General features: G+C 67.6%; 30 protein-coding genes. 14 read left to right on the top strand and 16 right to left on the bottom strand.

Translation table 11 applies throughout. The features are described 5' to 3' along the window. Positions 1–18: 18 nt before the first annotated feature. From ASG07_RS17215 to ASG07_RS10045, 3 genes are all read right to left on the bottom strand, one after another. Entirely contained in the window at positions 19–2,130 is a 2,112-nt protein-coding gene (locus ASG07_RS17215) for a GDSL-type esterase/lipase family protein (protein WP_156361818.1), read from the bottom strand. A 95-nt stretch (positions 2,131–2,225) separates the two neighbouring features. Further along, positions 2,226–2,528, bottom strand: a complete 303-nt coding sequence (locus ASG07_RS10050) for an SWIB/MDM2 domain-containing protein (RefSeq protein ID WP_082474710.1) — start codon at positions 2,526–2,528, stop codon at positions 2,226–2,228. Between the two features lie 44 nt (positions 2,529–2,572). Further along, positions 2,573–2,776, bottom strand: a complete 204-nt coding sequence (locus ASG07_RS10045; RefSeq protein ID WP_055845426.1) for a DUF2945 domain-containing protein — start codon at positions 2,774–2,776, stop codon at positions 2,573–2,575. 77 nt (positions 2,777–2,853) lie between these two features. Here ASG07_RS10045 and folE point away from each other — a divergent pair, with 77 nt between their 5' ends. From folE to ASG07_RS10030, 3 genes are read left to right on the top strand one after another with little or no spacing between them, the layout of a single operon-like run. Next, positions 2,854–3,486, top strand: coding sequence for a GTP cyclohydrolase I FolE (gene folE / locus ASG07_RS10040; RefSeq protein ID WP_055845423.1), 633 nt, complete (start codon positions 2,854–2,856; stop codon positions 3,484–3,486). Further along, a complete protein-coding gene (locus ASG07_RS10035; protein ID WP_055845420.1) occupies positions 3,483–4,253 on the top strand; it encodes an SDR family oxidoreductase in 771 nt (256 codons plus the stop codon). The genes folE and ASG07_RS10035 overlap by 4 nt, the downstream gene beginning before the upstream one ends. Then, on the top strand, positions 4,246–4,620 hold the full coding sequence (locus ASG07_RS10030) for a dihydroneopterin aldolase (protein WP_055845416.1): 375 nt from the start codon (positions 4,246–4,248) through the stop codon (positions 4,618–4,620). Before ASG07_RS10035 ends, ASG07_RS10030 begins: the two co-directional genes overlap by 8 nt. Here ASG07_RS10030 and leuA read toward each other — a convergent pair. Next, positions 4,617–6,275 carry a 2-isopropylmalate synthase gene (leuA, locus tag ASG07_RS10025; protein WP_055845413.1) on the bottom strand — a complete coding sequence of 553 codons (1,659 nt, stop codon included), beginning with the start codon at positions 6,273–6,275 and terminating at the stop codon, positions 4,617–4,619. The genes ASG07_RS10030 and leuA overlap by 4 nt on opposite strands. 237 nt (positions 6,276–6,512) lie before the next feature. Between leuA and ASG07_RS10020 the strand changes: the two genes are divergently transcribed. Then, the gene (locus tag ASG07_RS10020) at positions 6,513–6,911 is read left to right on the top strand and encodes a BLUF domain-containing protein (protein WP_055845408.1); all 399 of its coding nucleotides are present in this window, start codon (positions 6,513–6,515) and stop codon (positions 6,909–6,911) included. Positions 6,912–6,977: 66 nt separating this feature from the next. Here the strand turns inward: ASG07_RS10020 and ASG07_RS10015 are convergent, their stop codons facing one another. The 5 genes from ASG07_RS10015 to miaA all read right to left on the bottom strand — a co-directional run bounded on the left by ASG07_RS10015 (position 6,978) and on the right by miaA (position 12,310). Then, positions 6,978–7,595, bottom strand: a complete 618-nt coding sequence (locus tag ASG07_RS10015) for a YceI family protein (RefSeq protein ID WP_055845405.1) — start codon at positions 7,593–7,595, stop codon at positions 6,978–6,980. A 232-nt stretch (positions 7,596–7,827) separates the two neighbouring features. Then, a complete protein-coding gene (gene ilvC, locus ASG07_RS10010; protein ID WP_055845401.1) occupies positions 7,828–8,847 on the bottom strand; it encodes a ketol-acid reductoisomerase in 1,020 nt (339 codons plus the stop codon). Positions 8,848–8,901: 54 nt separating this feature from the next. After that, positions 8,902–9,417, bottom strand: coding sequence for an acetolactate synthase small subunit (gene ilvN, locus ASG07_RS10005; protein WP_055845397.1), 516 nt, complete (start codon positions 9,415–9,417; stop codon positions 8,902–8,904). 139 nt (positions 9,418–9,556) lie between these two features. Further along, complete coding sequence (gene ilvB / locus ASG07_RS10000) at positions 9,557–11,314, bottom strand: biosynthetic-type acetolactate synthase large subunit (protein ID WP_055845393.1); 1,758 nt, start codon at positions 11,312–11,314, stop codon at positions 9,557–9,559. A 54-nt stretch (positions 11,315–11,368) separates the two neighbouring features. Beyond that, a complete protein-coding gene (gene miaA / locus ASG07_RS09995; protein ID WP_055846099.1) occupies positions 11,369–12,310 on the bottom strand; it encodes a tRNA (adenosine(37)-N6)-dimethylallyltransferase MiaA in 942 nt (313 codons plus the stop codon). On the opposite strand from miaA, the gene serB reads away from it, so the two are divergent. Further along, positions 12,303–13,184: a phosphoserine phosphatase SerB gene (gene serB, locus ASG07_RS09990; RefSeq protein ID WP_055846097.1), complete on the top strand. Its 882-nt coding sequence runs from the start codon at positions 12,303–12,305 to the stop codon at positions 13,182–13,184. The two genes, miaA and serB, sit on opposite strands and share 8 nt — an antisense overlap. Before the next feature lie 87 nt (positions 13,185–13,271). On the opposite strand, the gene ASG07_RS09985 is transcribed toward serB, so the two are convergent. Next, positions 13,272–14,201: an SPOR domain-containing protein gene (locus tag ASG07_RS09985; RefSeq protein WP_055846094.1), complete on the bottom strand. Its 930-nt coding sequence runs from the start codon at positions 14,199–14,201 to the stop codon at positions 13,272–13,274. A 155-nt stretch (positions 14,202–14,356) separates the two neighbouring features. Here ASG07_RS09985 and ASG07_RS09980 point away from each other — a divergent pair, with 155 nt between their 5' ends. From ASG07_RS09980 to ASG07_RS17490, 4 genes are all read left to right on the top strand, one after another. After that, the gene (locus ASG07_RS09980) at positions 14,357–15,067 is read left to right on the top strand and encodes a ParA family protein (protein ID WP_055845389.1); all 711 of its coding nucleotides are present in this window, start codon (positions 14,357–14,359) and stop codon (positions 15,065–15,067) included. Beyond that, a complete protein-coding gene (locus ASG07_RS09975; RefSeq protein ID WP_168377335.1) occupies positions 15,064–15,585 on the top strand; it encodes a hypothetical protein in 522 nt (173 codons plus the stop codon). Before ASG07_RS09980 ends, ASG07_RS09975 begins: the two co-directional genes overlap by 4 nt. Positions 15,586–15,600: 15 nt before the next feature. After that, on the top strand, positions 15,601–16,875 hold the full coding sequence (locus ASG07_RS09970) for an SPOR domain-containing protein (protein WP_055845383.1): 1,275 nt from the start codon (positions 15,601–15,603) through the stop codon (positions 16,873–16,875). Positions 16,876–17,047: 172 nt separating this feature from the next. Then, positions 17,048–17,215 carry a hypothetical protein gene (locus ASG07_RS17490; protein ID WP_168377334.1) on the top strand — a complete coding sequence of 56 codons (168 nt, stop codon included), beginning with the start codon at positions 17,048–17,050 and terminating at the stop codon, positions 17,213–17,215. Positions 17,216–17,219: 4 nt separating this feature from the next. On the opposite strand, the gene ASG07_RS09965 is transcribed toward ASG07_RS17490, so the two are convergent. Further along, complete coding sequence (locus ASG07_RS09965) at positions 17,220–18,509, bottom strand: MFS transporter (RefSeq protein ID WP_055845380.1); 1,290 nt, start codon at positions 18,507–18,509, stop codon at positions 17,220–17,222. Between the two features lie 114 nt (positions 18,510–18,623). On the opposite strand from ASG07_RS09965, the gene pgsA reads away from it, so the two are divergent. From pgsA to ASG07_RS09950, 3 genes are read left to right on the top strand one after another with little or no spacing between them, the layout of a single operon-like run. Continuing rightward, positions 18,624–19,175 carry a CDP-diacylglycerol--glycerol-3-phosphate 3-phosphatidyltransferase gene (pgsA, locus tag ASG07_RS09960; RefSeq protein WP_055845376.1) on the top strand — a complete coding sequence of 184 codons (552 nt, stop codon included), beginning with the start codon at positions 18,624–18,626 and terminating at the stop codon, positions 19,173–19,175. Positions 19,176–19,180: 5 nt separating this feature from the next. Further along, entirely contained in the window at positions 19,181–19,432 is a 252-nt protein-coding gene (gene moaD, locus ASG07_RS09955; RefSeq protein WP_055845371.1) for a molybdopterin converting factor subunit 1, read from the top strand. After that, positions 19,429–19,869, top strand: a complete 441-nt coding sequence (locus ASG07_RS09950) for a molybdenum cofactor biosynthesis protein MoaE (protein ID WP_055845368.1) — start codon at positions 19,429–19,431, stop codon at positions 19,867–19,869. The genes moaD and ASG07_RS09950 overlap by 4 nt, the downstream gene beginning before the upstream one ends. Positions 19,870–19,909: 40 nt before the next feature. Here ASG07_RS09950 and ASG07_RS16940 read toward each other — a convergent pair whose 3' ends face one another. The 4 genes from ASG07_RS16940 to ASG07_RS09930 all read right to left on the bottom strand — a co-directional run bounded on the left by ASG07_RS16940 (position 19,910) and on the right by ASG07_RS09930 (position 23,044). Continuing rightward, positions 19,910–20,653 carry a fasciclin domain-containing protein gene (locus ASG07_RS16940; protein ID WP_082474709.1) on the bottom strand — a complete coding sequence of 248 codons (744 nt, stop codon included), beginning with the start codon at positions 20,651–20,653 and terminating at the stop codon, positions 19,910–19,912. A gap of 125 nt (positions 20,654–20,778) precedes the next feature. Beyond that, a complete protein-coding gene (locus tag ASG07_RS09940) occupies positions 20,779–21,324 on the bottom strand; it encodes a fasciclin domain-containing protein (protein ID WP_055845366.1) in 546 nt (181 codons plus the stop codon). Further along, the gene (locus tag ASG07_RS09935) at positions 21,321–22,220 is read right to left on the bottom strand and encodes a hydrogen peroxide-inducible genes activator (RefSeq protein ID WP_055845362.1); all 900 of its coding nucleotides are present in this window, start codon (positions 22,218–22,220) and stop codon (positions 21,321–21,323) included. The genes ASG07_RS09940 and ASG07_RS09935 overlap by 4 nt, the downstream gene beginning before the upstream one ends. 59 nt (positions 22,221–22,279) lie before the next feature. Next, entirely contained in the window at positions 22,280–23,044 is a 765-nt protein-coding gene (locus ASG07_RS09930) for a sulfite exporter TauE/SafE family protein (protein WP_055845358.1), read from the bottom strand. 237 nt (positions 23,045–23,281) lie between these two features. Between ASG07_RS09930 and epsC the strand changes: the two genes are divergently transcribed. Both epsC and ASG07_RS09920 read left to right on the top strand, forming a co-directional pair. Further along, a complete protein-coding gene (gene epsC, locus ASG07_RS09925; RefSeq protein WP_055845354.1) occupies positions 23,282–23,965 on the top strand; it encodes a serine O-acetyltransferase EpsC in 684 nt (227 codons plus the stop codon). Further along, a complete protein-coding gene (locus ASG07_RS09920; protein ID WP_055845350.1) occupies positions 23,965–24,300 on the top strand; it encodes a DUF2794 domain-containing protein in 336 nt (111 codons plus the stop codon). The genes epsC and ASG07_RS09920 overlap by 1 nt, the downstream gene beginning before the upstream one ends. On the opposite strand, the gene ASG07_RS09915 is transcribed toward ASG07_RS09920, so the two are convergent. Beyond that, positions 24,278–25,366, bottom strand: coding sequence for a hypothetical protein (locus ASG07_RS09915; RefSeq protein ID WP_055845345.1), 1,089 nt, complete (start codon positions 25,364–25,366; stop codon positions 24,278–24,280). The genes ASG07_RS09920 and ASG07_RS09915 overlap by 23 nt on opposite strands. Positions 25,367–25,431 lie beyond the last annotated feature (65 nt).

Below are 25,431 nucleotides of genomic sequence, written 5' to 3'. Positions count from 1 at the left end.
TAGCGCTTGCTGCGGAGTCTATCCGCACAATCCCTTCGGCGGCCCCTGCAGCGGCGCGTAGGGCAGCGTCGGGGATGGCCCCGGCAGGCGAGGGTCGACGGCGGCGGCATAGAACGGATCGCGCTGCGCCTCTTCCAGCGGGACGAAGCGGAAGCCGAGCGTGCGATACTCGGCCAGCACCCTTGGCAGCATGTGAGCGCCGAACGCGCCGACGTGCATCAGGACGACCTGCGGCACATCGCGATCGGTTCGCGCCTGCGATGCTGCCCGCGCAGCCAGCGCCGATGTGCGGACGTCCGTCAGATAGGCGGCCTCCAGCCGTGCGATGGCGCCGGCGTCGCGCCTGGCCCGGCAGGCGACATAGGGCGCGTTCCAGTCGTAATCGGCGAAGCTGGTCGTCACCGCCGCGATCCGGTAGCCGCGTTCGGCCAGCGTCGCACGCACCGTTTCGCGGATCGCCGGATCGCGGCCCTCGTCGAGAAAGGGGTAGCGGAACCAGCGCCAGTCGCCGCCGGCCCGCGCCAGCGGCGGTTCGTTGCGGATCAGGTCGGCGGTGAACGCGGCTGCGCCGACGTTGCCCAGCGCCAGATGCGACCAGCCGTGATTGCCGAGCGGGTAGCCGGCGGCGCGCCACGCGGCGGTGGCGGCAGCGGCGCCCACTTCGTTCGTGCCGATGCCCGCGTTGAGGAAGCCGAACGCGGGGATCTTCCCGGCCGCCAGCGCCGCAGTGATCGTGCGAATGACCGACAGCCGCGTCTCGCCCGGCGGGAGCGGGCCGTGCGACGGGATATCGTCGAACGTCAATGCGATCGCCGGTCGCGGGTCGACGGACTTCGCGGCGAACAATGCCAACGGCACCGCCTCGCCCATCGCGCGATATCCGGCCTCCGACGGATGCAGATGGTCACCCGAATCGTAGCGGGACGCCAGCCGGTCGGGCATGGCGGGATCGCGTAGCAGAGCGTCGAAATCGATCACCGCGTCGAACACGCCTGAGCCGCGGATGAAGGCGTTGATCGCCTGTCGATCGGCCTCCGTCGCCGGGCCGGGATGATAATAGTCGTTGCCGCCGAACGGCGTGATCGTACCGCCGATCAGCGCGATCCCTTGTGCATGCGCCCGTGCGGCGAGCTGGCGATAGGCGGCGGTGATCCCGGCGATGATTCCGGCATGCTGCGCCGGTGTCGCAGGCGCATCGCGGGTCAGGACACCGAGATCGTTGACGCCCTCCAGCAGGATCGCCCAGCGCACGCCGCTGCGCGACACCACGTCGCGATCGAAACGCGCCATCAGGTTGGGGCCGAGACCATCGAGCAGGATGCGGTTGCCGCCGATGCCGGCGTTGACGACGCCGATTCTCGATGTCGCCGCCGTCGACCGCAGCCGCGTGGCGAGGATGTCCGGCCAGCGCGTGTTCCGCTCCGGCTTCACCCCGTAACCGTCGGTGATCGAATCGCCGATCGCCACGACCGTGCCCGCGTCCGTGGCCGATCCGCCCGCGACCTCGACATCGGTTATCGCGTACCAGTGAACGACGGCCTTCGCGTCGGCCAGTTCGGCATCCCCGACCCGGTTGCCAGACGCCAGGAAACTGGTTGCCCGTGATCCGGGATGGCCGGTCTGTGGCGCCGGTGTTTCCGGGAGGAAAAGGCTGATCGCCAGGTCGCTTCCCGCCGCGATGTCGATCGCGACCGCATCAGAATAGATGTCCGCGCCAGCCGGGATCACGGCATCGCCGTGGCCGGCGAAGGTCAGCGATCTACCCGCCGCGATGCGCGATGTCCCAGGTCGGGTGGCCGATGCGATATGGCCCGCCCCGATCATCAGCGGCTGCGTTCCGAAGCGGTTCGACAGGCGCACACGCAGCCTCGTTCCGCCGGCGGACAGCCGGACGACCTGTCGCAGCGTGATGTCACGGTCGGATCCGGCGGGAAGGGCGTTGTCGCCCTCGGCGGGCATCTGCGCCGAACCCCAGCTGGTGGTCCACCGGATATAGGGATGGGCCGGGAGCCAGGCATGCGGTGCGGAATGCGACGTCGTAACGCCCCGGGAGCCGTGGGTTCGGGATGTCTGCGCGGAGCCCGGCGCGATCGTCAGCACGCATGCCGTCAGCGCGATCAACCACCGCATAGTCTCTCCCCCTTACCGTTACCGCTATCATTAGCAGGCTGGCGGGGAGGGGTGCAACCATGGCCGGGGGTGATCGTCACCCCCGGCCGGTTCGCCTATGCCTTGACGTGTGCCGAGATGTACTTGTTCATCTCGAACATCGTCACCTTGTCCTTTCCGAACACCTTCTTCAGGTTCTCGTCGGCCAGGATCTCGCGCTTGTTCTCGGGATTCTGGAGGTCGTTGGACTTGATGTATGCCCAAACCTTGCTGATGACTTCGCTGCGGGGCAGCCTGTCGTTGCCGACCACCGCACCGAGCTCCGGCGACGGCTGCACGGGGGCGTGAATGCCGGTACCCGAGTTGGTCTGCTTCGTGGCGGCCTTCTTGGCGCCGGCTTCCTGCTTGGCAGTGGCCATGATCGTCCTTCCTGTTGATCCTCAAAGAGCCCGCTTGACCGGACTCACGCCTTTTTGAGCGTGCCCTCCTTGTGCGCCGCCTTGCCGCCGTTGTCACTCTCTACGATAAATTGGGGATCGTCCTTCGACGCGCGGACCTGATGACCCTTGATCTTGGTATCGGTGGTCTGCTTTTTCTCGACGGTGCCGTGAGCGGTTCCACCGTGCGAGTTCCACGTCACCTTGTCGCCCTTCTTCAGATCGGCCATCGCTGTTCTCCTGTTGTGATCGTCTGATTATCGAGCGCCAACCGCCGGATGGCCGGGTTGGTTGCGGGGAGAGTGGAATGTCCGAACCTGTCACCGAAGCCAGCCCGGAAGACGGCGACCTGATCGGAAGCGACGGAAAGATCGCCGTTCCTCCGCACGTCGCGGAGGCGGTGCGGACGTTGATCGCATGGGCGGGAGACGATCCCACGCGCGAGGGGCTGGTCGACACGCCGCGCCGTGTCGCGCGGGCGTGGCGGGAATATTGCGCGGGTTATGGCGAGGACCCGTCGATCCACCTGTCGCGCATCTTCGAGGAAGTCGGCGGCTATGACGAGATCGTGCTGCTGAAGGACATTCCGTTTCAGTCGCATTGCGAGCATCACATGGCCCCAATCATAGGCCGCGCGCACATCGCCTATCTGCCGCGCGACCATGTTGTCGGTATCTCCAAGCTGGCGCGCGTCCTGCACGGCTTCGCGCGCCGGTTGCAGGTGCAGGAGCGGCTGACGGCGGAGGTCGCGGACTGTATCTGGAACCACCTGAAGCCACTGGGCGTCGCGGTGGTGATCGAGGCGAGCCATGCCTGTATGACGGCGCGCGGCGTGCGGACGCCGGGCGTGGCGATGGTCACCAGCCGGATGATGGGCGTGTTCCGCGACGACGATCGCAGCCGCAAGGAGGTGCTGGCGTTGATGGGGCAGCAGGGGTGACGGCGGCGCGGACGATCCTCGTCACCGGCGGCGCGAAGCGACTCGGCGCGGCGATCGCGCGCGGACTGGCCATCGCCGGGCATCATATCGTGATCCATTACGGCGGGTCCCGCGACGCGGCCGAGCGACTGGCGGATGAGATCGGCGGGACGACCGTACAGGGCGATCTGGCCGAGACGCCGATGATCCCCGCGCTGTTCGACCGCGCGCGCGACGCCGCCGGCGGCGCGATCCACGGCGTCGTCAACAGTGCCTCCGCGTTCGAGTTCGACCGGCCGGAGGCGATCGACGTGGCGTTGGCGGCGCGCCTCTATGCGATCAACTGTACCGCGCCGGCGCTGCTCGCGTCCGCGCTGGCGGGGCAGGGGGATCTGGACGACGGCGTCGTCGTCAATCTGCTCGACCAGAAGCTGGCCAATCCGAATCCCGATTTCTTCTCCTACAGCTGCGCCAAGCTCGCGCTGGCGGGGGCGACGGAGATGATGGCGCAGGCGTTCGCGCCGCGCATCCGCGTCAACGCCGTGTCGCCCGGCCTGACGCTGAAGAGCGGCGACCAGAGCGATGCCGAATTCGACCGTGTCGCACGCGCCAACCTGCTTCGTCGGCCCGTCGGGGCCGAGGCGATCGTCGAGGCGGTGACGTACCTGATCGGGGCGCGAAGCGTCACCGGCCAGAACCTGTTCGTGGATTGCGGCCAGCGGTTCCTGAAACGCGACCGCGACGTGATGTTCGAGCGCGACGTGATGTTCGAGCGCCACGATGGCTGATTACACCACGATCCTCGACGGGCTGGCGGTGATGATCCGGCTGGGCATTCACCCGCACGAAGTCGAGCCGCAGCCGGTGCGCGTCACCGTGGAGATGACCGTCGCCTATGATCGGCCGCCCAGAGTCGATTCGATCGGGGAGGTGCTGGATTATGATTTCGTGCGGGCCGGTATCCTGACGCTCGCGGCGGAGCGCCGGTTCTCGCTTCAGGAGACGCTGTGCGACGAGATCGCTTCGCTGTGCCTGCGCGATGGACGGGTCCGTAGCGTGCGGGTGCGGACGTCGAAGACGGACGTCTACCCCGATGCCGCGATCGGGTGTGAGATCGTCCGTCATCGCCGGGATGCGCCGACGGACCCGCGCTAGACCCGGTTCGCCGCGCTGAGCACCGCCCGGACGCTGGCGGTGGCGATGTCGGTGTCGAGCCCGACGCCGAACACCGTCCGCCCGTCATCGGTGCGACATTCGACATAGGCGGCGGCCTGCGCATCCGCACCATGGCCGATCGCGTGTTCGGAATAATCGACCACGTCGAGCGTCGGTCCGGTCGTATCCCCCAATGCGGCGATCACACCGGAGATCAGCCCGTTGCCCCGGCCGGAGATCGATCGCTCCTCGCCATCGACCGCGACCCGGCCGACGAACAGACGTTGTCCGGCCGCGCCGCTCTCCTCGTAATCGCGCAGGACGAAGCGGTCGCCCTCGCGTGGCAGATACGTCGCCTCGAACCGGCCCCAGATATCCGCCGCGCCCAGTTCGCGGCTGGTTTCGTCGGCGAGCGCCTGCACATGGCGGCTGAAATCCGCCTGCAACCGCTTGGGCAGCTTCAGGCCCTTGTCCTGTTCGATCACCCAGGCGACGCCGCCCTTGCCGGATTGCGAGTTGACGCGAATCACCGCTTCGTAGCTGCGGCCGAGATCGGCCGGATCGATCGGCAGATAGGGGACTTCCCACAATCCGTCGTTGCGTGCCTGCTGCGCCACGAACCCCTTCTTGATCGCATCCTGATGCGAGCCGGAGAAGGCGGTGAACACCAGATCACCGGCATAGGGCGTGCGCGGATGCACGGGCAGATTGGTGCAATAGTTGATCGTGTTCACGACCGCGTCGATGTCCGACAGGTCCAGCTTCGGATCGACCCCTTGCGTGTACATGTTCAACGCGACGGTCACGAGGTCACAATTGCCGGTCCGCTCGCCATTGCCGAGCAGGCATCCCTCGACGCGGTCGGCCCCCGCCATCATCCCCAGTTCCGCCGCCGCGACGCCGGTGCCGCGATCGTTGTGGGTGTGGAGCGAGATCACGACCGCATCGCGATTGCGGATGTTGCGGCCGAACCATTCGATCTGGTCGGCATAGACGTTGGGCGTCGCGCATTCGACCGTCGCGGGCAGGTTGAAGATGATCGGCCGGTCCGGCGTCGGTTGCAGCACGTCCATCACCGCCTCGCAAACCTCGACCGAGAAATCGAGTTCGGCGGTGGAGAAGGTTTCCGGCGAATATTCGAACTGCCATGCGGTGTCGGGCCGCTTCGCCGCCTCGTCGCGCAGCACCTTGGCACCCGCGACCGCGATCGCCTTCACCTCGTCCCGCGTCATGCCGAACACGATCTTGCGCCACGCCGGGCTGACCGCGTTGTAGAGGTGGACGATCGCCTGCCTCGCGCCGTCGAGGCTCCTGAAGCTGGTTTCGATCAGGTCGCGGCGCGATTGGGTCAGCACCTGGATGTGAACGTCGTCGGGGATGCGACCGTCGCGCACCAGCCCGGAGATGAAGTCGAATTCGGTCGCACCCGCGCTGGGGAAGCCGACCTCGATCTCCTTCAGGCCGACCTTCACCAGCAGGTCGAACAGCCGCGTCTTCTTCTCCGCGTCCATCGGATCGATCAGCGCCTGATTGCCGTCGCGAAGGTCGGTCGACAGCCAGCGCGGTGCCTGCGTGATCGTGCGCGACGGCCATTGCCGGTCGGGCAGGGCGATCGGCGGGAACGGGCGGTATTTTTCGGACGGATTGCGCAACATGACATGGCCTTTCGGCGAGAAGGGGAAGGTGGCCTTGATCGTCCCCCAGGTGCGCTGGCCGTGGTCGCGCCCCTAGGGGCGGATAAGTCGCGGGTCGAGGCGGATGGCCGGCATGACGCATCCTGTGACGCGGCGGCGGCCGATTGTCCAGCGCGGGAAAGCGCCGGCGGCTGATGCAGGTGAGCGAAGATCGCGGGCCGGGGCGGTACGAACCTCCGCGAATCAGGGGAAATCCGTTTGCGCCAGCTTCTCTACGTCAGTTCCCGACCCCCGCAGGTGAAGGAGGTCAGCGTCGGCAACATCCTGATGACCTCCCGCCGCAACAACGACGCGGCCGGCGTCACCGGCCTGCTCTACACCGACGGCACGCGCTTCCTGCAGGTGCTGGAAGGCGACGAGGAACAGGTCGCCGAGACGTTCGAGCGCATCCGTCAGGACCCGCGACACCACGCCGTCGTCATCCTGTCCGACCGCACGGTCGCGGTGCGCGAATTCGGCAGCTGGTCGATGGCCTATCGCCTGCCGACCGACGAGGCGGATACGTTCGACGCGAAGGTCGCACGGCTGCTGGCGGGGGCCAATGACAGCCTGCGCGCGACGTTCACCGGCCTGATCGCGACCCGACGTTCTGCGTAAGGGCGGGCGGCGTAAGAACCCGCGGCATAAGGGCGGGCGGCGTCATGGGACGCCGCCCGCAGTCGGTCACGACGCCGAGAAGGCGGCGTTGATCGTCAGGTCGACCTTGTCCGACACGGCCGGTACGGCATAGCCGAGACCGAAATCGCTGCGGTTGATCGTACCGGTGGCGTGAAACCCGAAGTTCAGCTTCTTGCTCATCGGGTTGTTGCCCGCGCCGACGAAATGCACCTGCAACGTCACCGGCTTGGTCACGCCCTTCAGCGTCAGGTTGCCGGTCATCGTCGCACCGTTCGCGGTCGGCGTCACGGCCGTCGAGACGAAGCGGGCGGTCGGGTTGGTGGCGACGTCGAAGAAATCCTTCGACTTCAGATGCTCGGTGAAGCGCGCTGCGGTGGTCGACAACTGATCCACCGGGAACGTCACGTCGACCTTGGTCGCGGCGGGCTTGGCCGGATCGACGGTGATGCTGCCCGAACCGGCACCGAACTGGCCCGACAGCATCGAGAAGCCCATGTGGTTGACGGTCCACGTCACCTGCGTGTGGTTCGGATCGACCTGATAGGTGCCGGCGGTGACCAGCGCCTTGTTGGCGGTGCCGGGCAGACCCTGCGCGATGACGGGTGCGGCGATGGCGATCAGCGCCGCGACCGGCAGGGCGGCGGCTGGAAGAGCGAAACGCATGGAAATTCCTCCTGTTGATCCCACAGGAGGTGCGGGTCGTCGTCACGCTTGTCAAAGGGGCAATGTGGCAACGGAGGGTTTCACGCCCGCGTCGAGGGCACCCGGTATGACTTTCACGTTCATCCGCATTCGGGGCGGATCACGAAAATGCAGCGCGACCGCGACTGACCTGCCGGCCGCTCCCCCGGCATGACGGGGAGCGGCCGGTCAACGGTGGCGATGCCCTGGTTCTTTAGTTGCGGGCCTTGTCGACCAGCTTGTTCGCCCCGATCCACGGCATCATCGCGCGAAGCTCGCTGCCGACCTTTTCGATCGGGTGCGCCGCGGCCTGCTTGCGTGAAGCCTTCAGCTCGGGCTGCCCGGCGCGGTTGTCGAGCACGAACTTCTGGACGAAGCGGCCCGACTGGATGTCGGCGAGCACGCGCTTCATTTCCGCCTTCGTCTCGTCGGTGATGATGCGCGGGCCGGTGACGATGTCGCCATATTCGGCGGTGTTGGAGATCGAGTAGCGCATGTTGGCGATGCCGCCTTCGTACAGCAGATCGACGATCAGCTTCGTCTCGTGCAGACACTCGAAATACGCCATTTCGGGCGCATAGCCGGCGTCGACCAGCGTCTCGAACCCGGCCTGGATCAGGTGGGTGATGCCGCCGCACAGCACGGCCTGCTCGCCGAACAGGTCGGTCTCGCACTCTTCCTTGAAGTTGGTCTCGATGATGCCCGAACGGCCGCCGCCGACGCCCGAGGCATAGGCGAGCGCGACGTCATGCGCGTTGCCGCTGGCGTCCTGATGCACCGCGATCAGGCACGGCACGCCGCCGCCCTTGACGTATTCGCTGCGCACGGTGTGGCCGGGACCCTTCGGCGCGATCATGATGACGTCGATGTCCGCGGGCGGCTCGATCAGGCCGAAATGCACGTTCAGGCCGTGCGCGAAGGCGAGCGCCGCGCCGGGCTTCATGTGGCCCTTCAGATCGGTGTCCCAGATCGCCGCCTGATGCTCGTCCGGGGCGAGGATCATGACGATGTCGGCCCACCCGGCCGCCTCGCGGTTGGACAGCACCTTGAACCCTGCGTCCTGCGCCTTCTTCGCGGTGGCCGAGCCCTCGCGCAGGGCGATGGCGATCTCCTTCACGCCGGAATCGCGCAGGTTCTGCGCATGGGCATGGCCCTGCGATCCGTAGCCGACGATGGCGATCTTCTTGTCGGTGACGAGGTTCAGGTCGGCGTCGCGATCGTAATAGACACGCATGTCTTCATTCCCCTTGGCGTGTGTGTCCCCGACTTCGCGGGGGTGTCAATGATGTCAGGCGGCCTCGCGACCGCGCGAGATGGCGACGATGCCGGTGCGGGCGACTTCGACCAGCCCGACCTCGCCCATCAGCTCGACGAACTTGTCGATCTTGTCGCGCCCGCCCGTCACCTCGAACACGAAGCTGGAGGTGGTCGCATCGACCACCCGGCCGCGATAGACTTCGGCAAGACGCATCGCCTCGATCCGCTTGTCGCCGATGCCGGCGACCTTCACGAGCGCGAGTTCGCGTTCGACATGCTCGCCCGCCACCGTCAGGTCGGTGACGCGGTGGACGGGCACCAGCCGGTCGAGCTGCGACATGATCTGCTCCATCACCGGCGGCGATGCGCTGGTGACGATCGTGATGCGGCTGACGCCCTTGTCCTGAGTGATCTCGGACACCGTCAGGCTCTCGATATTATAGCCGCGCGCGGTGAACAGGCCGGCGATGCGGGCAAGGATGCCCGGTTCGTTGTCCACGATCACGGCCAGCGTATGGCGTTCGGCGGCTTCGGTCTTGATGTGCATCTTCGTCTCGCTCCCCTCCCTTTTCAGGGAGGGGCTGGGGGTGGGTGACGTCCGGGCAATCTACGAAGGGCTGGGCAGGCGCGGCGCGGTATCGCGCGCATTCTACCCGGCCCCCTCCTGTCAGGGAGGGCGAATGGGGTCAGACCAGCGCCTTGGCCTCGTCGTCCATCGTGCCCGACACTTCGTTCGCCTGCAGGATCATGTCGGTATGCGCCGCGCCAGACGGGATCATCGGAAAGCAGTTGGTCAGCTGCGACACCATGCAGTCGACGATCACCGGCCCGTCATAGGCCAGCATGTCGGCGATCCCGGCATCGAGCTGGTCGCGCGTTTCGATGCGGATGCCCTTCCACCCGTACGCCTCGCCCAGCTTCACGAAGTCGGGCAGCGATTCCGAATAGCTCTCGGCGTAGCGCGAGGAATAGGTCAGTTCCTGCCACTGGCGGACCATGCCCATATACTGGTTGTTCAGGATGAAGATCTTGACCGGCAGGCGGTACTGAGTCGCCGTCGCCAGTTCCTGGATGTTCATCTGGATCGACGCTTCGCCGGCGATGTCGATGACCAGCGCATTCGGATTGCCGAGCTGCGCACCGATCGCGGCGGGCAGGCCATAGCCCATCGTGCCCAGCCCGCCCGACGTCAGCCATTTGTTCGGCAGTTCGAACCCGAAATGCTGCGCGGCCCACATCTGATGCTGGCCGACCTCCGTCGTGATGATCGGCTGGCGGGCGTGGGTCGCCTCCCACAAGGCGCGGATCGCGCGTTGCGGCATGATGTCGTTGCCGACCTCCGGGAACGACAGGCAGGCGACCGCGCGCCACTCGGCGATACGGTGCCACCAGTCGCGCGTGTCGGGCCTGGGATGCTGACGGCTTTTCCAGATGCGGACCATGTCCTCCATCGCGTGGCCGGCATCGGCGACGATCGGCAGGTCGATCCGGACCGTCTTGTTGATCGACGAGCGGTCGATGTCGATATGGACCTTGCGGCTGTTCGGGCTGAACGCGTCCAGCCGCCCGGTCACGCGATCGTCGAACCGCGCGCCGATCGCGACGACCAGATCGGCCTGGTTCATCGCCATGTTCGCCTCGTACGTCCCGTGCATGCCGAGCATGCCGAGGAACTGCGGCGACGAGGCGGGGAAGCAGCCGAGGCCCATCAGCGTCGACGTCACCGGCGCACCGGTCAGCCGCGCGAGTTCGGCCAGCAGCTGCGACGCCGCCGGGCCCGAATTGATGATGCCGCCGCCGGTGTACAGGATCGGCCGTTCCGCCGCGGCGAGCATGTCGACGACCTGTTCGATCGCGGCACGGTCCGCCTTCACCTGCGGGCGATAGGTCTTGTGCTGGATCACGCCGGGCTTCGTATAGCTGGCGGTTGCGACCTGAACGTCCTTGGGGATGTCGACGACGACCGGGCCGGGCCGGCCCTTGGTGGCGATATGGAACGCCTCGTGGATGATCCCGCCCAGTCTGGCGGGGTCCTTCACCAGGTAGTTGTGCTTGGAACAGTGGCGCGTGATGCCGACCGTATCCGCCTCCTGAAAGGCGTCGGTGCCGATCAGCGCGGTGGGGACCTGACCCGTGATGACGACCATCGGGATCGAATCCATCAACGCGTCGGTGATGCCGGTGACGGCGTTGGTCGCGCCCGGACCGGAGGTGACGAGGACGACGCCGGGTTTGCCGGTGGAGCGGGCATAGCCCTCCGCCGCATGCGTTGCCGCCTGTTCGTGCCGGACGAGGATGTGCCTGATCCGTGCGCCGTTCGCATTGGCGCGGAACAGGGCGTCGTAGATCGGCAGGACGGCACCGCCCGGATAGCCGAACACGACCTCCACGCCGAGATCGCACAGCGCCTCGACGAGGATGTCTGCTCCGCTTTGCTCGGTCACGTCACGTCTCCAACTATTGAGTGGCCGTCCCGCTAAAGGACGCTTTCCTGCACGTCAACCCGAAAGACAGAATATTTCATTTATAGTGTCTGTCGAGAAACTTTCTGATCGTGGCCAATGCGTCGGGGGCTGGTGCCGGAACCACGTATATTGCCGCTTGGCATAGCGGCGCGTGGCGATCTGCGCGGCGGCGAGCGCCTCGTCCCGAGCGAGGTCACCGTGCAGCAACGCCGCGATCTCGGGCACGCCGATCGCGCGGCGGACGGGCGCGTCGGCGGGAATATCGTTGCGTGCCAATAGTCTGGCGACTTCCTCGATCGCACCATCGTCGAACATCGTCACCAGTCGCGCATCGCAATGGGCGATCAGTCCGGTACGGTCGGGCAGCAGGATCAACGGCTGTAGATCGACGCGATGGCCGATCCCGCCGCTTCGCTCCGCCTGCCACGACGACAGCGTCCGTCCGGTTGACTGCACGACCTCCAGCGCCCGTGCGACTCGGGTGGTATCGGCGGGTGCGAGCCGCGCGGCGGCGGCCGGGTCGAGCTTCGCCAGCCGCGCGTGCGCCGCCGCGACGGACAGGGCACGGACCCCGGCGCGGATCGCCGGGTCGATTTCCGGCACCGGTGCGATCCCGTCGAGCAGGGTACGGATATAGAGGCCGGTGCCGCCGGCCAGCACCGGCAGCTTCCCCCGTGCGTGGATCGCGTCGATCGCGGATGCGGCATCCGCGGCCCAGCGCGCGGCGGAGCAGCTCTCCGCCCCGTCGATGTAGCCGAACAGTTCGTGCGGCACGTGCGCCTCGTCCTCTGGCGATGGTCGTGCGCTGAGGATGCGGAGGTCGGCATAGACCTGGCTGGCGTCGGCGTTGACGACCACGCCGTTCGCGCGCTCCGCCAGTGCGATCGCGGCGGCGGACTTGCCGCTGGCGGTCGGCCCTGCGATGAGCGCCAGCCTTGGCCGCTCAGCCGCCGGTGGGAGATCGACGATGTTCATGGCGACGCTGATAGCAGCAGAGACGCTCCACGCGGGAGACGTATCGGTCGCGCTCGATGCCTTGCGCGATGCGGGCTGCGCGCCGGGTGCGTCGACATGGCTGGACGAGGGCGTGGCCGCCGATCTGGTCTTCTCCGCCGAGCCGGAGGCGGGCAGGGCGGTGCTGGAAGCATTGCTGCCCGGCGTCGATGCGATCGTGCAGCCGGCGACTGGGCGCGAAAAGCGGCTGCTGATCGCCGACATGGATTCGACGATGATTACCGTCGAGTGCATCGACGAACTGGCCGACTATGCCGGGATCAAGGCCGAGGTCTCCGCCGTGACGGAGGCGGCCATGCGCGGCGAACTGGACTTCGCGGGGGCGCTGGACGCCCGCGTGGCGTTGCTCGCAGGGCTGGACGAGGCGGTGATCGCCCGGTGTCTCGCCGAACGCGTGCGGATCATGCCGGGCGCGAAGCCGCTGGTGCAGACGATGCGGGCGCGGGGTGCGACCTGCGTGCTGGTGTCGGGCGGTTTCACGCGCTTCGCCGAGCCCGTCGCGGCAGAGATCGGCTTCCACCGGGCGATCGCGAACGTCCTGCTGGTCGCGAATGGCATGCTGACCGGCGCGGTCGCGAAGCCGATCGTCGACGCGGGCACGAAGGAGGCGACGCTGGCGGCGGAGGTCGTGCGGCTCGGCCTCTCGCCCACGGAGACGCTGGCAGTCGGCGACGGTGCCAACGACCTGCCGATGATCCGCGCGGCGGGGCTGGGCGTCGCCTATCGCGCGAAGCCGATCGTCGCAGCGGCGGCGGGGGCGCGGGTGGAGAGCGGCGACCTGACGGCGTTGCTGTATGCGCAGGGTATCGCGCGGGCGGAGTGGGTGGGGGTGTAGAGCAAATCTTACAATCCCTCCCCTTCAGGCCACCCCCAGCCCCTCCCCTGAAGGGGAGGGGAGCGAATAGTTCGCCCGCCGAGAACGCTACGGCGCGACCACCACGCACGACGCGGCGACGGTCTTGCACGCGCGCTGGGCCTCCGCCTTGTCGGCGAAGCCGGTCGCCTGCAACCGGGTCACGCCACCACCGGTGACATAGGCCGGTCCGGCGCCGCCGAGCTTGCCGCGCATTTGTGCCCATAGCCCCTCCGCGTTGCCGCGGTCGCGAAAGGCGCCGAGTTGCACCCGCCATGCGCCCGTCTTCGCCACCGGTTTGGCGGCGATCTTCGGCTCGGAGCGCGGAGCCGGCTCGCGCAGCACGGAGGGCGGGATCGCGACGGGCTTCACCGCCGACGCCACCTTCTCCGTCTTCACCGTCTTCACCGGCTTGACCGCGACGCCTGGCAGGTTCGGCGCTACCGAGCCCGCCGCATATTCCTGTGCCAGCGTCATGCCGCGCTGGCGGTCCTCGGCGGAGATATACTGGTCCATCTGCGCCAATGTGGTACCCGCCGACTGCAAGCCCGCCTGCGACGCGCGCGTCATCAGGGCATAGGCGCGCGGATAGTCGCGGGGCACGCCGTCGCCGTTGAACAGCATCGTGCCCAGTACGAGCTGCGCACGCGCCTCGCCGCGGTCGGCGGATTTGAACAGCCACGGCGCGGCCAGTTCCTTATGGCCAGACTGGAACAGTGCGAGGCCGTAATTGTCCTGCGCCTGTTGATGGCCCTGATCGGCGGCCTTGCGGAACCAGCTTTCCGCCTGCGCCGGATCGACGGATACGCCGCGGCCCAGCTTGTACGCCTGTGCGAGGTTGAACTGCGCGTCGGGATCGCCCTGGATCGCCGGTCCGCGCCATTCCTGCACCGCGCGCGTATAGTCGCCGCGCCCCCACGCATCGACGCCGGCCTTCACATCGGCACCCGCCGGGGTAACGGCCAGTGCAAACAGGGCCAGCGGCAGCAGTGTCTTCATCATCCGTTCCTCCAGCCCCGGCGAGGCGCAATCCCGGTCAAGAGCGCGTTTACCGGCGTTGTTCGTCGACAGCCTTTCTAAAGCGAGAGATTTAACGAGTTATTAGGGACGCGCGTGTCACTCCGACGATCGACTTACAGGAGTGTCGGGGAACTATGCGCGTTCTCGCGTTGGCATCGCAAAAGGGCGGATCGGGCAAGACCACCTTGTCCGGCCATCTCGCCGTGCAGGCGCAACGCGCCGGCGCAGGACCGGTCGTACTGATCGATATCGATCCACAAGGGTCGCTGTCCGAATGGTGGAACGAGCGGGAGGCGGAATATCCCGCCTTCGCGCAGACCACCGTCGCTCGGCTCGCCGCCGATCTGGAGGTGTTGCGCCAGCAGGGCTTCAAGCTGGCGATGATCGACACGCCACCGGCGATCACGGTCGCGATCCAGAGCGTCATCCAGGTCGCCGAGCTGGTGCTGGTGCCCACCCGTCCCAGCCCGCACGACCTGCGCGCCGTCGGGGCCACCGTCGACATCTGCGACCGGGCCGGCAAGCCGCTGGTCTTCGTCGTCAACGCCGCCACGCCGAAAGCACGGATCACGTCGGAGGCGGCGGTCGCGCTGTCGCAGCACGGCACTGTCGCGCCGATCACGATCCATCAGCGCACCGATTTCGCGGCATCTATGATCGACGGCCGGACCGTCATGGAAACCGATCCGAACGGCAAGTCGGCGGCGGAGGTCGAGGCGCTGTGGACCTACGTGTCCGATCGCCTCGAAAAGAATTTCCGCCGCACGGTGTTCGCGGTGCCCGGCACCGCCGGATTCGGCCAGCGTGCGCCGGCGGCCGGCTTCGGCCGTCGCGTGGTGGGGTGACGCGCATGAAGCCGCTCGCCTCCCTTTCTTCGCAACTGCTCGCCCGCAAGGGTCAGGCCCGGCCGGCGATGCGCAATCAGGCGTTCGCGCTGTCGCAGGCGCAACCGGCGACGGCGATCGGCGCCGACGATCTCGGCTGGAACGACATGGGTGGCGAGGCTTCGTCCGTCCCTGTCGTGGCCGAGGCGCTGCCGGTCCCGACGCTGCCGGTCCCGACGCCGCCGGTGCTGACCGAACGCGCCACCCTGCGCGAGCGGCTGGAGATCAAGCCCGTGTCGTCCGCCACCGCCGCGCGGATCGGCCGCGACAGCGCGGTCCAGACCCGGCGCGGCAAAGCGGCCTTCACGCTGCGCCTCGACGCCGAGCGTCACCTGCGCTTGCGGCTGGCGAGTGCGGTCGCGAACCGTTCCGCGCAGGCGCTGGTCGCCGATGCGCTCGACGCCTTTCTCAATACGATGCCCGAGGTGGAGGCGCTGATCGAACAGCTGCCCGCACCCAGGGCCCGCCGCACCGCCTGATCCGGAGTCGATGACATGAAGACCCATAGCTTGTTGTCGCTTGGCCTGTCGGCGCTGGCGCTCGGCACCGTGCTGGCCGGCAGCGCGACCGGTGGCGACGCCGCCAAGGGCAGCCCCGCGGATCACGCGCGCAAGGCGGGCAAGGCGCTCGACAAGCATCGCCCCGCCGCTGCGATCGACGAGGCGGAGGCCGCAGTGGCCGCCGCGCCGTCCGTCGCGGGATATCGCGTGCTGCTCGCCAGAAGCTATGTTCAGGGAGGGCGCTTCCAGTCGGCCCGTGCGGCCTATGCCGACGCCCTGTCGCTCTCATCGGACGATGGCGCGACAGCCCTGAACCTCGCACTTATGCAGATCGCCACGGGGGATTTCGCGACGGCGCGGACGACGCTGGCCGATCATGCCGATCATATCGCGTTGGCGGATCGCGGACTGGCGACTGCGCTGGCCGGCGATCCGACGGGGGGCGTCACCCTGTTGACGCAGGCCGCCCGTATTCCGGGCGCGACCGCGACGGTGCGGCAGAATCTCGCCCTCGCGCTGGCGCTGGCCGGCGACTGGACGATGGCGCGCGCCGCCGCCGCCGCCGATCTGTCCCCCGCGGATGTCGATCGCCGGATGCAGGAATGGGCCAGCTTCGCGCAGCCTGCCGCCGCGTCCGATCAGGTCGCGACGTTGCTGGGCGTGAATCCCGTCGCCGATAGCGGCCAGCCCGTCCCGCTGGCGCTGTCCGCCGCACCGCCGATGACGGCTGCCGTTCCCGAGGGATCGGTGTCGGAGGCAGAGGCGGTGGAGAAGGTCGTGGCGATCGTGCCGGCGGCCGAGCCGCTGCCCGCCCCGCTGCTCGCGCCGGTCGTCTTCGGGCCCCGCAAGGAGGTGGTGCAGCCGCTTCCCGCGGCGCCGACGATGCTGATCGCGGCGGACAGGACGCCGGCCAAGGTGTCGTTCGCGGCGATCCTGCGCCAGCGTGCGGCCGCCGCGCCGACCGCAGGGTCGGGCGACTGGCATGTGCAGCTCGGTGCTTTCGGTGCGCCCGGCGTGGCGCGCGACGCGTGGGGCCGGATGACCCGCCGCTTCGCCGCACTGGCGGGCCATACGCCGCAGGGGATGACGTTCAAGACCGGCGGCAGCGACTTCTATCGCTTGTCGATCGGCGGGTTCGACCGTACCCACGCGGTCGCTCTCTGCACAAAATACCGTGCGCGGGGCGGTGCCTGTTTCGTCCGCCGGTCCGCGGGCGATGCGGTAGCCCAGTGGCTGCGCAAGCCCGGCCTGCAGGTGGCGGCGCGCTGATCGTCTTCCTCCGACCGTGATATTTCCGGACACCGTGTTCCTGCGATAGCGGGGGCACGGTGTCCGACCCGGTGCGCGGCTCCCCACGACGATCGTCCCAACATCGGACGGTCGCCAGTTAACGCTTTTCGCCGCTGGTCCAATTCGTAAACGGCGCGTTAACATCCGCGCCATGAAACGACGCCTTGTCCTGACCAACGAAGCCGCAAGGCATCCCTTTCGCCAGACGCTGCCGCGCGTCGCCGCCGTGCCCGTCCCGCGCAGCGAGGATCAGGACTGGAAGCTGTTCGTGCTCAGCTTCAGTGCCTTCTTCACCTGCTTCTACACGTTCCTGTTCTAGGACCTCAGTCGCAGGCGCGGTGCAGCTTCTGCGCGATCCATGCGGAGACCAGGCACATGCCCGCCACCAGAAACAGCATGTCCTCCGGCGTCACGCCGAGGCCGGTGATGAACAGGACCGCAAACGCGCCGATCGTCATCGCGCCGGCATTGACGACGTTGTTCGCCGCCACCGTGCGCGCAGTCTGGTCCTTTTCGACGGTCGTGGTCAGGAAGGCATAGAGCGGCACCACGAACATGCCGCCCGTCACCGCGATCAGCAGCAGCGTCCCCAGCACCGCGATCGAACCCGGTTGCGCGATGAAGCCGGCCCAGCCGTAAAGCTGACCGGCCGGAGCGGGCGTCCAGTTCCGCGACAGGAACGAGAACACGCACACCAGCGCACCCATCGCGATCACCGAAGCCGGTGAGTATTTCGCGGAAATCTTGCCCTTCAGCATCGAATTGATGACGACCGAGCCGATCGCGACGCCGACGGAGAACACCGCGATCACGGCGCTGGCGACGCGTTCGTCGGCGGTCAGCACGTTCTTCACCAGAGGTGGAAAGACGATGATGAGGACCGATCCGATCGTCCAGAAAAAGCTGATCGCGCAGATCGCCAGGAACAGCCGCGGGATGTGCATCGTCGCGGAGATCAGCCGCCACGATGCGGTGAACGGATTGTAGTTGAGCTTTAGCGGCGGTCCCTCGCGCGGGGCGGGGGGGACCTGACGGCCCGCGAACCAGCCGACGACGGCGATCACCAATACCAGCGCCGCCGCGCCGTCGATCGAGATCCAGCCCGCGACCACGGTGCCGAGCAGGATCGCGAGATACGTCCCCGCCTCGACCAGCCCGGTGCCGCCCAGTACGTCGCACGGCGGCAGATGCTGCGGCAGGATCGCGTATTTGATCGGCCCGAAGAACGTCGAATGCGTTCCCAGCAACAGCACCGCGAACAGCATCAGCCCGACGCCGAGATTGGTATGCCCGGCCCGCGCCAGCACGAGACCCGCGGCTCCGAACGCCATGATCCCGATCTCCGCCGATTTCACCAGCCGGATGATCTTCGCCTTGTCGTGACTGTCGGCGAGCTGACCCGCCAATGCCGACAGCAGGAAGAAGGGCAGGATCGCGATCCCCGTCGCCAGCGCGTTGAAATTAGCCTCTTGCCTGGCGTCGTTGAAGATCGCGTAGGTCGCGAACAGCACCATCGACGTCTTGAACAGGTTGTCGTTGAACGCGCCGAGAAACTGGGTGGTGAACAGGGGCAGGAAGCGGCGTTGCTTCAACAGCCCCAGGGCATTTATCATGACGGACGCCGGCCTCGGTCGTTGACGAACGACCGGCACTTAGCCGAGCGGGAAGGCCCGCGCCATGCTCAATCCGGTTGCGGTTCCGTGGCAGGGGGTTAGGAGTCGCCGGCGATGCTGACCTTGCCCAACCTGCTGACCCTGTCGCGGATCGTCGCGGTCCCGCTGCTGGTCGGGCTGCTGTGGTGGCCGCACTGGCCGGCGGGCTATGCGCTGGCGTTCGCGCTGTATTGCCTGATGGGCATCACCGATTATTTCGACGGCTATCTGGCCCGCAGCAACGGGGCGGTGTCGCGGCTGGGCGTCTTCCTCGATCCGATCGCCGACAAGATCATGGTCGCCGCCGTCATCCTGATGCTGGTCGCGACCCGCGATATCGAGGGGTTCAGCATCGTCGCCGCGCTCATCATCCTGCTGCGCGAGATCGCGGTGTCGGGGCTTCGTGAATTCCTTGCGCCGCTGCACGTGTCGATGCCGGTGTCTCGCCTCGCCAAATGGAAGACGACGCTGCAGCTCGTGTCGCTCGGCGCGCTGATCCTGGCCGGCGCGCTGCCGCAGGCGGAGTGGATCAAGGTCGTCGGGCTCGCCAGCCTTTGGGGCGCGGCGGCGCTGACCGCGATCACCGGCTGGGACTATCTGCGCGTCGGCCTGAAGCATATGGATTGAGCGGGATGCGCGTGCTGTATTTCGCCTGGGTCCGCGAGGCCGTGGGCGTGGGCGAGGAAGAGGTGACGCCGCCGGTCGACGTCACGACCGTCGCCGGCCTGATCGACTGGCTCGCCGCACGGAGCGAGGGTCACGCCAGCGCGTTCGCCGACCGGGAACGGTTGCGCGCGGCGGTGGATCAGGCGTTCGTGTCGCTGGATGCGCCGGTCGCGGATGCCAAGGAAGTGGCGATCTTCCCGCCGGTGACGGGCGGATGACGATCCGCATCCTCGTCTCGCCCGATCCGATCGACGTCGCTGCGGAGATGACGCGCGTCGAGAATGGCGTCGGCGCGGTCGCGACCTTCACGGGACTGGTCCGTGCCGATGACGGCGTCGGCACGCTGGAGTTGGAACATTATCCCGGCGCGACCGAGACAGCGCTGCATCGGCTGGCGGAGGAGGCAATCGCGCGCTGGTCTTTGAGCGAGGCGACGGTCGTTCACCGCGTCGGGCCGATGAGGCCGGGCGAACGGATCGTGTTCGTGGCGACGGCGGCGGCGCATCGCGGTGCGGCATTGGAAGCGTGCGCGTACCTGATCGATCGCTTGAAGACCGACGCGCCATTCTGGAAACGGGAAGTTCGCGGCGGCGACGCCGTCTGGGTCGAGCCGCGCGCCACCGACGATGCGGCGGCGGCGCGGTGGCGATCCTGATATCCTGCTCTCCCTCCCGATCGGGAGGGAGAGCAAGCGATTATCCGATCTTCGGCAGGCTGATGCCGTTGGTCGAATGGATCACGCCATTGGTCTGGCGCAGGTCGGGCTTGTCGATATAGCTCTTGTTGCCGACCGCATCGGTCAGCAGGACGGAGCCCTGATCGATCGTCGCGATCAGCGGCTGCCCGGACAGCGTCGGGATCGTCGCACGGCCACCGCCAGCGGTGATCGCGGCGCGGATCTGCGCCTCGTCCATCGACCCTGCGACGACGTGATTCTTCAGGATCGTCGCCAGCGTCGGAGCATTGGCGGGCGCGAGAAACGCGTCGAGCGTTCCGGCCGGCAGGCGTGAGAAGGCAGCGTCGTCGGGCGCGAACACGGTGAACGGCCCGGGGCCGGCCAGTTGCGCCTCCAGCTTGGCGGCGGTCACCAGCTTCAAAAGCGTCGCGTGATTCGGCAGGGTCGGCAGGGCAGCCGCGATGGTCGTCGTGGCGGCGGGTGCGGGAGCCGCGGCGGGGGCTGCGGGTGCCGCCTGCGCGGGGGCTGCCTGTTCGGCCGGTTGCGCGGGTGCCACCTGTCCGGGCGTGACCTGCGCCGTCTGGACGGGGGCATTCTCGGCGGGTGCTGCATCGACCGGCGCGGTCATCGGCGTGCGACCGACGGCGACCTGCGGAGCATCCGCCGTCTTCGACTTCTTCTGACCCGCAAGAGCCGGCGTCGCGATCAGCGCGGTACCGGCGGCGAGTATGGCGAGGACGTTGGGGGTCCTGGCATGAAACATTCGGTTACTCCCGTGTTGCTCTGCAACATATCATGGGCGTCATGCAGAGGATGTGAAGTCGAAATGTCATATTTCCACGACGAACCGACGCCCGTATACGATCGGGCGAGATCACGACGCCATCGTCAGCCAAGCGACGGAGCCAGAAAGCCATTCACGGGATGCAGCATTCCGTTTGGCCGCCGCACCTCCGCACCGATATACCCGACGTCGCCATCGACATCGGTCAGGGTCAGCGTCTCCCCGGTCAGTGTCACGGCCAGTGAATCGCCCGCCAGCGTCGTCAGCATCGCACGACCGTTGCCCGCCGCCACACGCCGCCGCAACTCCGCCTGATCGATCGCGCCAGGCACGATGTGGTAGGCGACGACCTTCACCAGCATCGACCGGTTCTCCGCCGTCAACAGTGCGGGCACGACATCCGGTGACAGCCGCGCATAGGCGTCGTTTTGCGTCGCGAAGACGGTCATCGGCGCGGCCGATGCCAGCCGCGCCTCTCCGCTCGCCGCAAGCTGCGTCGCGAAGATCGACAGGTCCGGACGCGCGGCGATCTCCGCCGACAGCGTCCGCTGTTCCGGCGCGAGCATGATCGGCGGCGGGGCCACGGTGGGAACGACCGTAGCGCATGCCGCGAGCGAGAAAGCGGCGGCCAGCGCCAGGATATGCTTCAAGAATGATCCTTCAGAACGCCCGCGAGCAGGCGGAAATCGCTTTCGCGCGGGGAGGCGCGCCGCCAGACCAGCGCGATGCGGCGGACGGCATTGGCGGCGTCGAGCGGCCGCGCTGTGACGCTGGTATGATCGAGGATACCCGCATTCACCGCCATTTCCGGCAGCATCGTCACGCCCAGACCATTGTCGACCATCTGCACGATCGTGTGCAGCGACGTGCCCATCATCGTCGCCTCCGCCCGGAGTTCCGGTCGGTTGCACGCGGACAGCGCATGATCCTTCAGGCAATGTCCGTCCTCCAGCAGCAACAGCCGCGTCTCGTCGATCGCGGCGGCGGGGATGGAGGCGGGCGGCTCGCCGTCGCCCTGCTGGAATGCGACGTAGAGGCGATCGTCGAACAGCGGTTCCGACGCGACCTCTCCGCAGGCGAAGGGCAGGGCGAGCAACACACAGTCGGTGCGGCCGTTGTGCAGCCCCTCGCACGCAGGGCCGCTCGGCTCCTCGCGCAGGAACAGCTTCAGGTCGGGATAGTCGCGGCGCAGGCGCGGCAGGATGCGCGGCAGCATGAACGGCGCGATCGTCGGGATGACGCTCATCCGCATCTCGCCGGTCAACGGCCGGCCGGCGGCGCGGGCGAGATCGCCCAGCTCCTCCGCCTCCCGCAGCACACGCCGCGCCTTGTCGACGATCCGCTCCCCCACCGGCGTGAAGCGCACGACGCGCCGGGTGCGTTCGACCAGCGTTACGCCGATCAGCGTCTCCAGATCGCGCAGACCCGCCGACAGTGTCGATTGCGTCACGAAGCTGGCATCGGCGGCGCGGCCGAAATGCCCGTGATCGCGCAATGCGACCAGATATTGCAGTTGCTTGAGCGTGGGCAGGTAGGTTGCGGCCATGCCCGGCGATAGCCCAGCGCGCCGCGACATTCAAAGTCTGGTGACCGGGGCGGGAGCGCTCAGTGCAGCGCTCGCCATAGGCCGAACAGGCTGGTGACGATCAGGATCGTGCCGACCAGCGCCAGCAAGGTCTTGGCCGGTACGCGCTTGGCGAGGATGGCGCCGAACGGGGCCGCGACGACGCCGCCGATCAGCAGTCCGATCGTCGCCACCGTGAACGCCGCCCAGCCGAGTTGCGTCAGGAAGGTGATCGAGATCGTCAGCGTCAGGAAGAATTCGACGGTGTTGACGGTACCGATCGTCGTGCGCGGGGTCGCGCCCTGCACCAGCAGGTTCGACGTCACCACCGGTCCCCAGCCGCCGCCGCCCGCCGCATCGAGAAAGCCGCCGACCAGCCCCAGCGGCTCCACGACCCTGGGCTCCTTGTGCTGCGGCGGATAGCGGAAGGCGCGGAACAGCAGGTACACGCCGATGCCCGACAGATAGGCGAGGATGAACGGCTTGGCGACGCCGGCGGAGATGTTGGACAGGACATATGCGCCCAGCACGCCGCCGATGATGCCGGGAATGACGAGCCTGAAGAACAATTTCCAGTTCACATTCCGGTGCAGGACGTGGCTGATGCCCGACACCGCGGTCGTGAACGTCTCGACGGTATGCACGCCCGCCGAAGCCGCCGCGGGGGGGACGCCGATCCAGAGCAGGGCCGTGTTGGAGATCACGCCGAACGCCATGCCGAGCGCGCCGTCGACAACCTGCGCGGCGAAGCCGATCGCGATGAACGGCAGGATGGAGGAATAATCGAACGCGGCGAAATCGGGCATGGATGTCCTTTCGTGGACATGAACGTGGCCGGGTGCGGCAATATCCACAACAAAGATAGGCTTTCAGCCGAGTCGTTCGGGGCATTTGTTCGCGCCCGTTTTCGCCTGCGTCTGGATTTCGGTCCTGTGACGACCTAAATCGCTGCCGTGTCGCGGGGTGTCCGCGTCTCGTGTTCGACGCGCGGAGGGTCCGCGTATCATTTCGACGCGCGGAGGGTCCGCGCAGGGGGGACGGTCATGGGCCTTCGCGCGTACATCGATTCCATTCGCGCCCGCGACCCGGCCCCGCGGACCCGTGCGGAGGTGCTGCTGTACCCGGGCGTCTGGGCGCTGGCGGGGCATCGCATCGCGCACCGGCTGTTCCGGGCGCGGCTGTTCTTTCTGGCGCGTGCGGTCAACCACTGGACGCGGGCCTGGACCGCGATCGACATCCACCCGGGTGCGACGATCGGCCGCAACTTCTTCATCGATCATGGTTTCGTGGTGATCGGCGAAACCGCGGACATCGGCGACGACGTGACGATCTATCAATGCGTGACGCTGGGCGGGACCAGTCCGGACAATGGCGTGGGCGGCAAGCGGCATCCGACCGTGATGGATGGCGCGATCATCGGATCGGGCGCACAGGTGCTGGGGCCGATCACGCTCGGCCGAAGGTCACGCGTCGGGGCCAACGCCGTCGTGACGCGCGACGTTCCGGAGGGGGCGGTGATGGTCGGCATCCCCGCGCGGCCGACGACGGTGGAGGGCGGCATCGAGCCACGTGGGCGCTTCGTCCCCTATGGTACGCCCTGTTCGGAGAATTTCGATCCGCAGACGCAGAAGACGGAGCTTCTCCGTTGCGAGGTCGAACAGTTGCGCCGTCGTCTCGACGCCCTGCTGGAAGAGCAGGACATTCACCGGGAACGCGACCGGGCCTGATGGGCGTCGTACCGTTTCCGCAGCGGAAGGACGCGCAGGTCGGGTTCGACCGGGCCGAGCTCGCGCGCATCCTCGACCTCTACGGCCGGATGGTCGCGGCGGGACACTGGCGCGACTATGCGATCGAACTGGGGCGGGAGGCGGCGGTCTTCTCCGCGTTCCGCCGTACTGCCGAGCGGCCGGAAATCCGGGTCGAGAAACGGCCTGCGCTGCGTCAGCGTCAGGGGATGTGGGCGCTGGTGGGCGAGGCGGGCGCGGTGTTGAAGCGTGGCCATGACCTCGGGCCGGTGCTGGCGCCGGTCGAACGCCGGCTTATGAAGCTGGTGGAGGAATAGCGGGCGGCAGCCGCCGACCCCAGGCCCCCAAGGCTGCGACGATCGGCTGACGCATCGTCTGCCAGAAGGCGGACAGGCTCAGCAACGCGGAACCGATGACCAGCGCGGTGAGCGCCGCGCTCAACTCGACCGCACCGGACTGGCGGATGATCGCCGCCATGGCGTACAGCACATAGGCGAGGCCGGATACGAGCAGCGCGCGCCGGTCCGTCGCCAGCGCCACCACCGCGAATGCGACATACAGCACCAGCACGACGGCGGCGGTGCCGATGCCCATGTCGCCTTCGAACACGCCGAGCAGGTTGAACAGCGAATGGGCGATCATCGGCGCGGCGGCGAGGTGGAGCCAGAAGGCGACATCGGCACGCCGCGTCCGCCGCTCGCGATCGGACAGGTCCCAGCGCATGGCGAAGGCGAACAGGCCGAGCCCACCCACCAACAGCGCCGCCCAGGCCACGGTCACGACAGAAGGGACGATCGCGATCACGATCGACACCGCGACGCCGACCACCGCCGCCGCACCCGCCGCGATCGTGATCGGCACCTGGAACCGCCGCCAGTGCAGCCAGGTCGCGCCGACCGTCACCGCCGCGGTGACCGCGCCGAGTACCGCCTGCAGCCGGCTACTGGCCTGCGCGTGCGACGTGCCGTCGAAGCCGGGCCGCGGCCGGATGTCGGAGGAGGGCATAGCCGCCGACAGTTCGAACAGGGCGATGCCGGCGAACCACGCGACGCCGCCGGCGAACGCGAGCAGCAACAGGATGCTGGGCAACGCCATGCGGCGGATTCGCGTGAAATACTCGGCCAACCCCCAGGCGGTGGCGGCGATCGCCAGTCCCGACAGGGGTGGCCATAGCGCGTCGCCGACCTGCCACATGGCGACCAGCAGCAGGACGATCGCGATCGCGACGAAGATGTCGTTGAAGCCGGTGATGAGCCGGAACTGCTCTTCGTCCGCGGCGGTGGTGGCGCGACGCAACGCGACGAAGCCGCGGAATGATCCCGCTGCGGCGGACGACAACGCGCCCGCGGTGACGGCGTCGTCGATATCGGCTTCGCTATACATTATGTCCCCCGGAGCGAAGGTGTAGCGAGGATCGCCGAAACCGACAACAAAGTTGCACCCATGAA

The organism is Sphingomonas sp. Leaf343, assembly GCF_001423765.1.
Classification (GTDB): Bacteria; Pseudomonadota; Alphaproteobacteria; order Sphingomonadales; family Sphingomonadaceae; genus Sphingomonas.
The sequence above is the reverse complement of the archived record's forward strand: the minus strand, read 5'-3'. Positions and strand labels throughout refer to the sequence as shown.

Coding starts and splice junctions, on each gene's coding strand:
- ASG07_RS10030 (WP_055845416.1), top strand. CDS start 4,246: ATGGCTGATTACACCACGATCCTCGACGGGCTGGCGGTGATGATCCGG.
- folE (WP_055845423.1), top strand. CDS start 2,854: ATGTCCGAACCTGTCACCGAAGCCAGCCCGGAAGACGGCGACCTGATC.
- ASG07_RS09965 (WP_055845380.1), bottom strand. CDS start 18,509: ATGATAAATGCCCTGGGGCTGTTGAAGCAACGCCGCTTCCTGCCCCTG.
- ASG07_RS10050 (WP_082474710.1), bottom strand. CDS start 2,528: ATGGCCACTGCCAAGCAGGAAGCCGGCGCCAAGAAGGCCGCCACGAAG.
- ASG07_RS09915 (WP_055845345.1), bottom strand. CDS start 25,366: ATGTATAGCGAAGCCGATATCGACGACGCCGTCACCGCGGGCGCGTTG.
- ASG07_RS09970 (WP_055845383.1), top strand. CDS start 15,601: ATGAAGACCCATAGCTTGTTGTCGCTTGGCCTGTCGGCGCTGGCGCTC.
- pgsA (WP_055845376.1), top strand. CDS start 18,624: ATGCTGACCTTGCCCAACCTGCTGACCCTGTCGCGGATCGTCGCGGTC.
- ASG07_RS17215 (WP_156361818.1), bottom strand. CDS start 2,130: ATGCGGTGGTTGATCGCGCTGACGGCATGCGTGCTGACGATCGCGCCG.
- ASG07_RS10015 (WP_055845405.1), bottom strand. CDS start 7,595: ATGCGTTTCGCTCTTCCAGCCGCCGCCCTGCCGGTCGCGGCGCTGATC.
- ilvC (WP_055845401.1), bottom strand. CDS start 8,847: ATGCGTGTCTATTACGATCGCGACGCCGACCTGAACCTCGTCACCGAC.
- ASG07_RS10045 (WP_055845426.1), bottom strand. CDS start 2,776: ATGGCCGATCTGAAGAAGGGCGACAAGGTGACGTGGAACTCGCACGGT.
- ASG07_RS17490 (WP_168377334.1), top strand. CDS start 17,048: ATGAAACGACGCCTTGTCCTGACCAACGAAGCCGCAAGGCATCCCTTT.
- ASG07_RS09930 (WP_055845358.1), bottom strand. CDS start 23,044: ATGCCCGATTTCGCCGCGTTCGATTATTCCTCCATCCTGCCGTTCATC.
- ASG07_RS09985 (WP_055846094.1), bottom strand. CDS start 14,201: ATGAAGACACTGCTGCCGCTGGCCCTGTTTGCACTGGCCGTTACCCCG.
- leuA (WP_055845413.1), bottom strand. CDS start 6,275: ATGTTGCGCAATCCGTCCGAAAAATACCGCCCGTTCCCGCCGATCGCC.
- serB (WP_055846097.1), top strand. CDS start 12,303: ATGTTCATGGCGACGCTGATAGCAGCAGAGACGCTCCACGCGGGAGAC.
- ASG07_RS09935 (WP_055845362.1), bottom strand. CDS start 22,220: ATGGCCGCAACCTACCTGCCCACGCTCAAGCAACTGCAATATCTGGTC.
- ASG07_RS09980 (WP_055845389.1), top strand. CDS start 14,357: ATGCGCGTTCTCGCGTTGGCATCGCAAAAGGGCGGATCGGGCAAGACC.
- ASG07_RS09920 (WP_055845350.1), top strand. CDS start 23,965: ATGGGCGTCGTACCGTTTCCGCAGCGGAAGGACGCGCAGGTCGGGTTC.
- ilvN (WP_055845397.1), bottom strand. CDS start 9,417: ATGCACATCAAGACCGAAGCCGCCGAACGCCATACGCTGGCCGTGATC.
- ASG07_RS09950 (WP_055845368.1), top strand. CDS start 19,429: ATGACGATCCGCATCCTCGTCTCGCCCGATCCGATCGACGTCGCTGCG.
- ASG07_RS16940 (WP_082474709.1), bottom strand. CDS start 20,653: ATGTTTCATGCCAGGACCCCCAACGTCCTCGCCATACTCGCCGCCGGT.
- moaD (WP_055845371.1), top strand. CDS start 19,181: ATGCGCGTGCTGTATTTCGCCTGGGTCCGCGAGGCCGTGGGCGTGGGC.
- miaA (WP_055846099.1), bottom strand. CDS start 12,310: ATGAACATCGTCGATCTCCCACCGGCGGCTGAGCGGCCAAGGCTGGCG.
- epsC (WP_055845354.1), top strand. CDS start 23,282: ATGGGCCTTCGCGCGTACATCGATTCCATTCGCGCCCGCGACCCGGCC.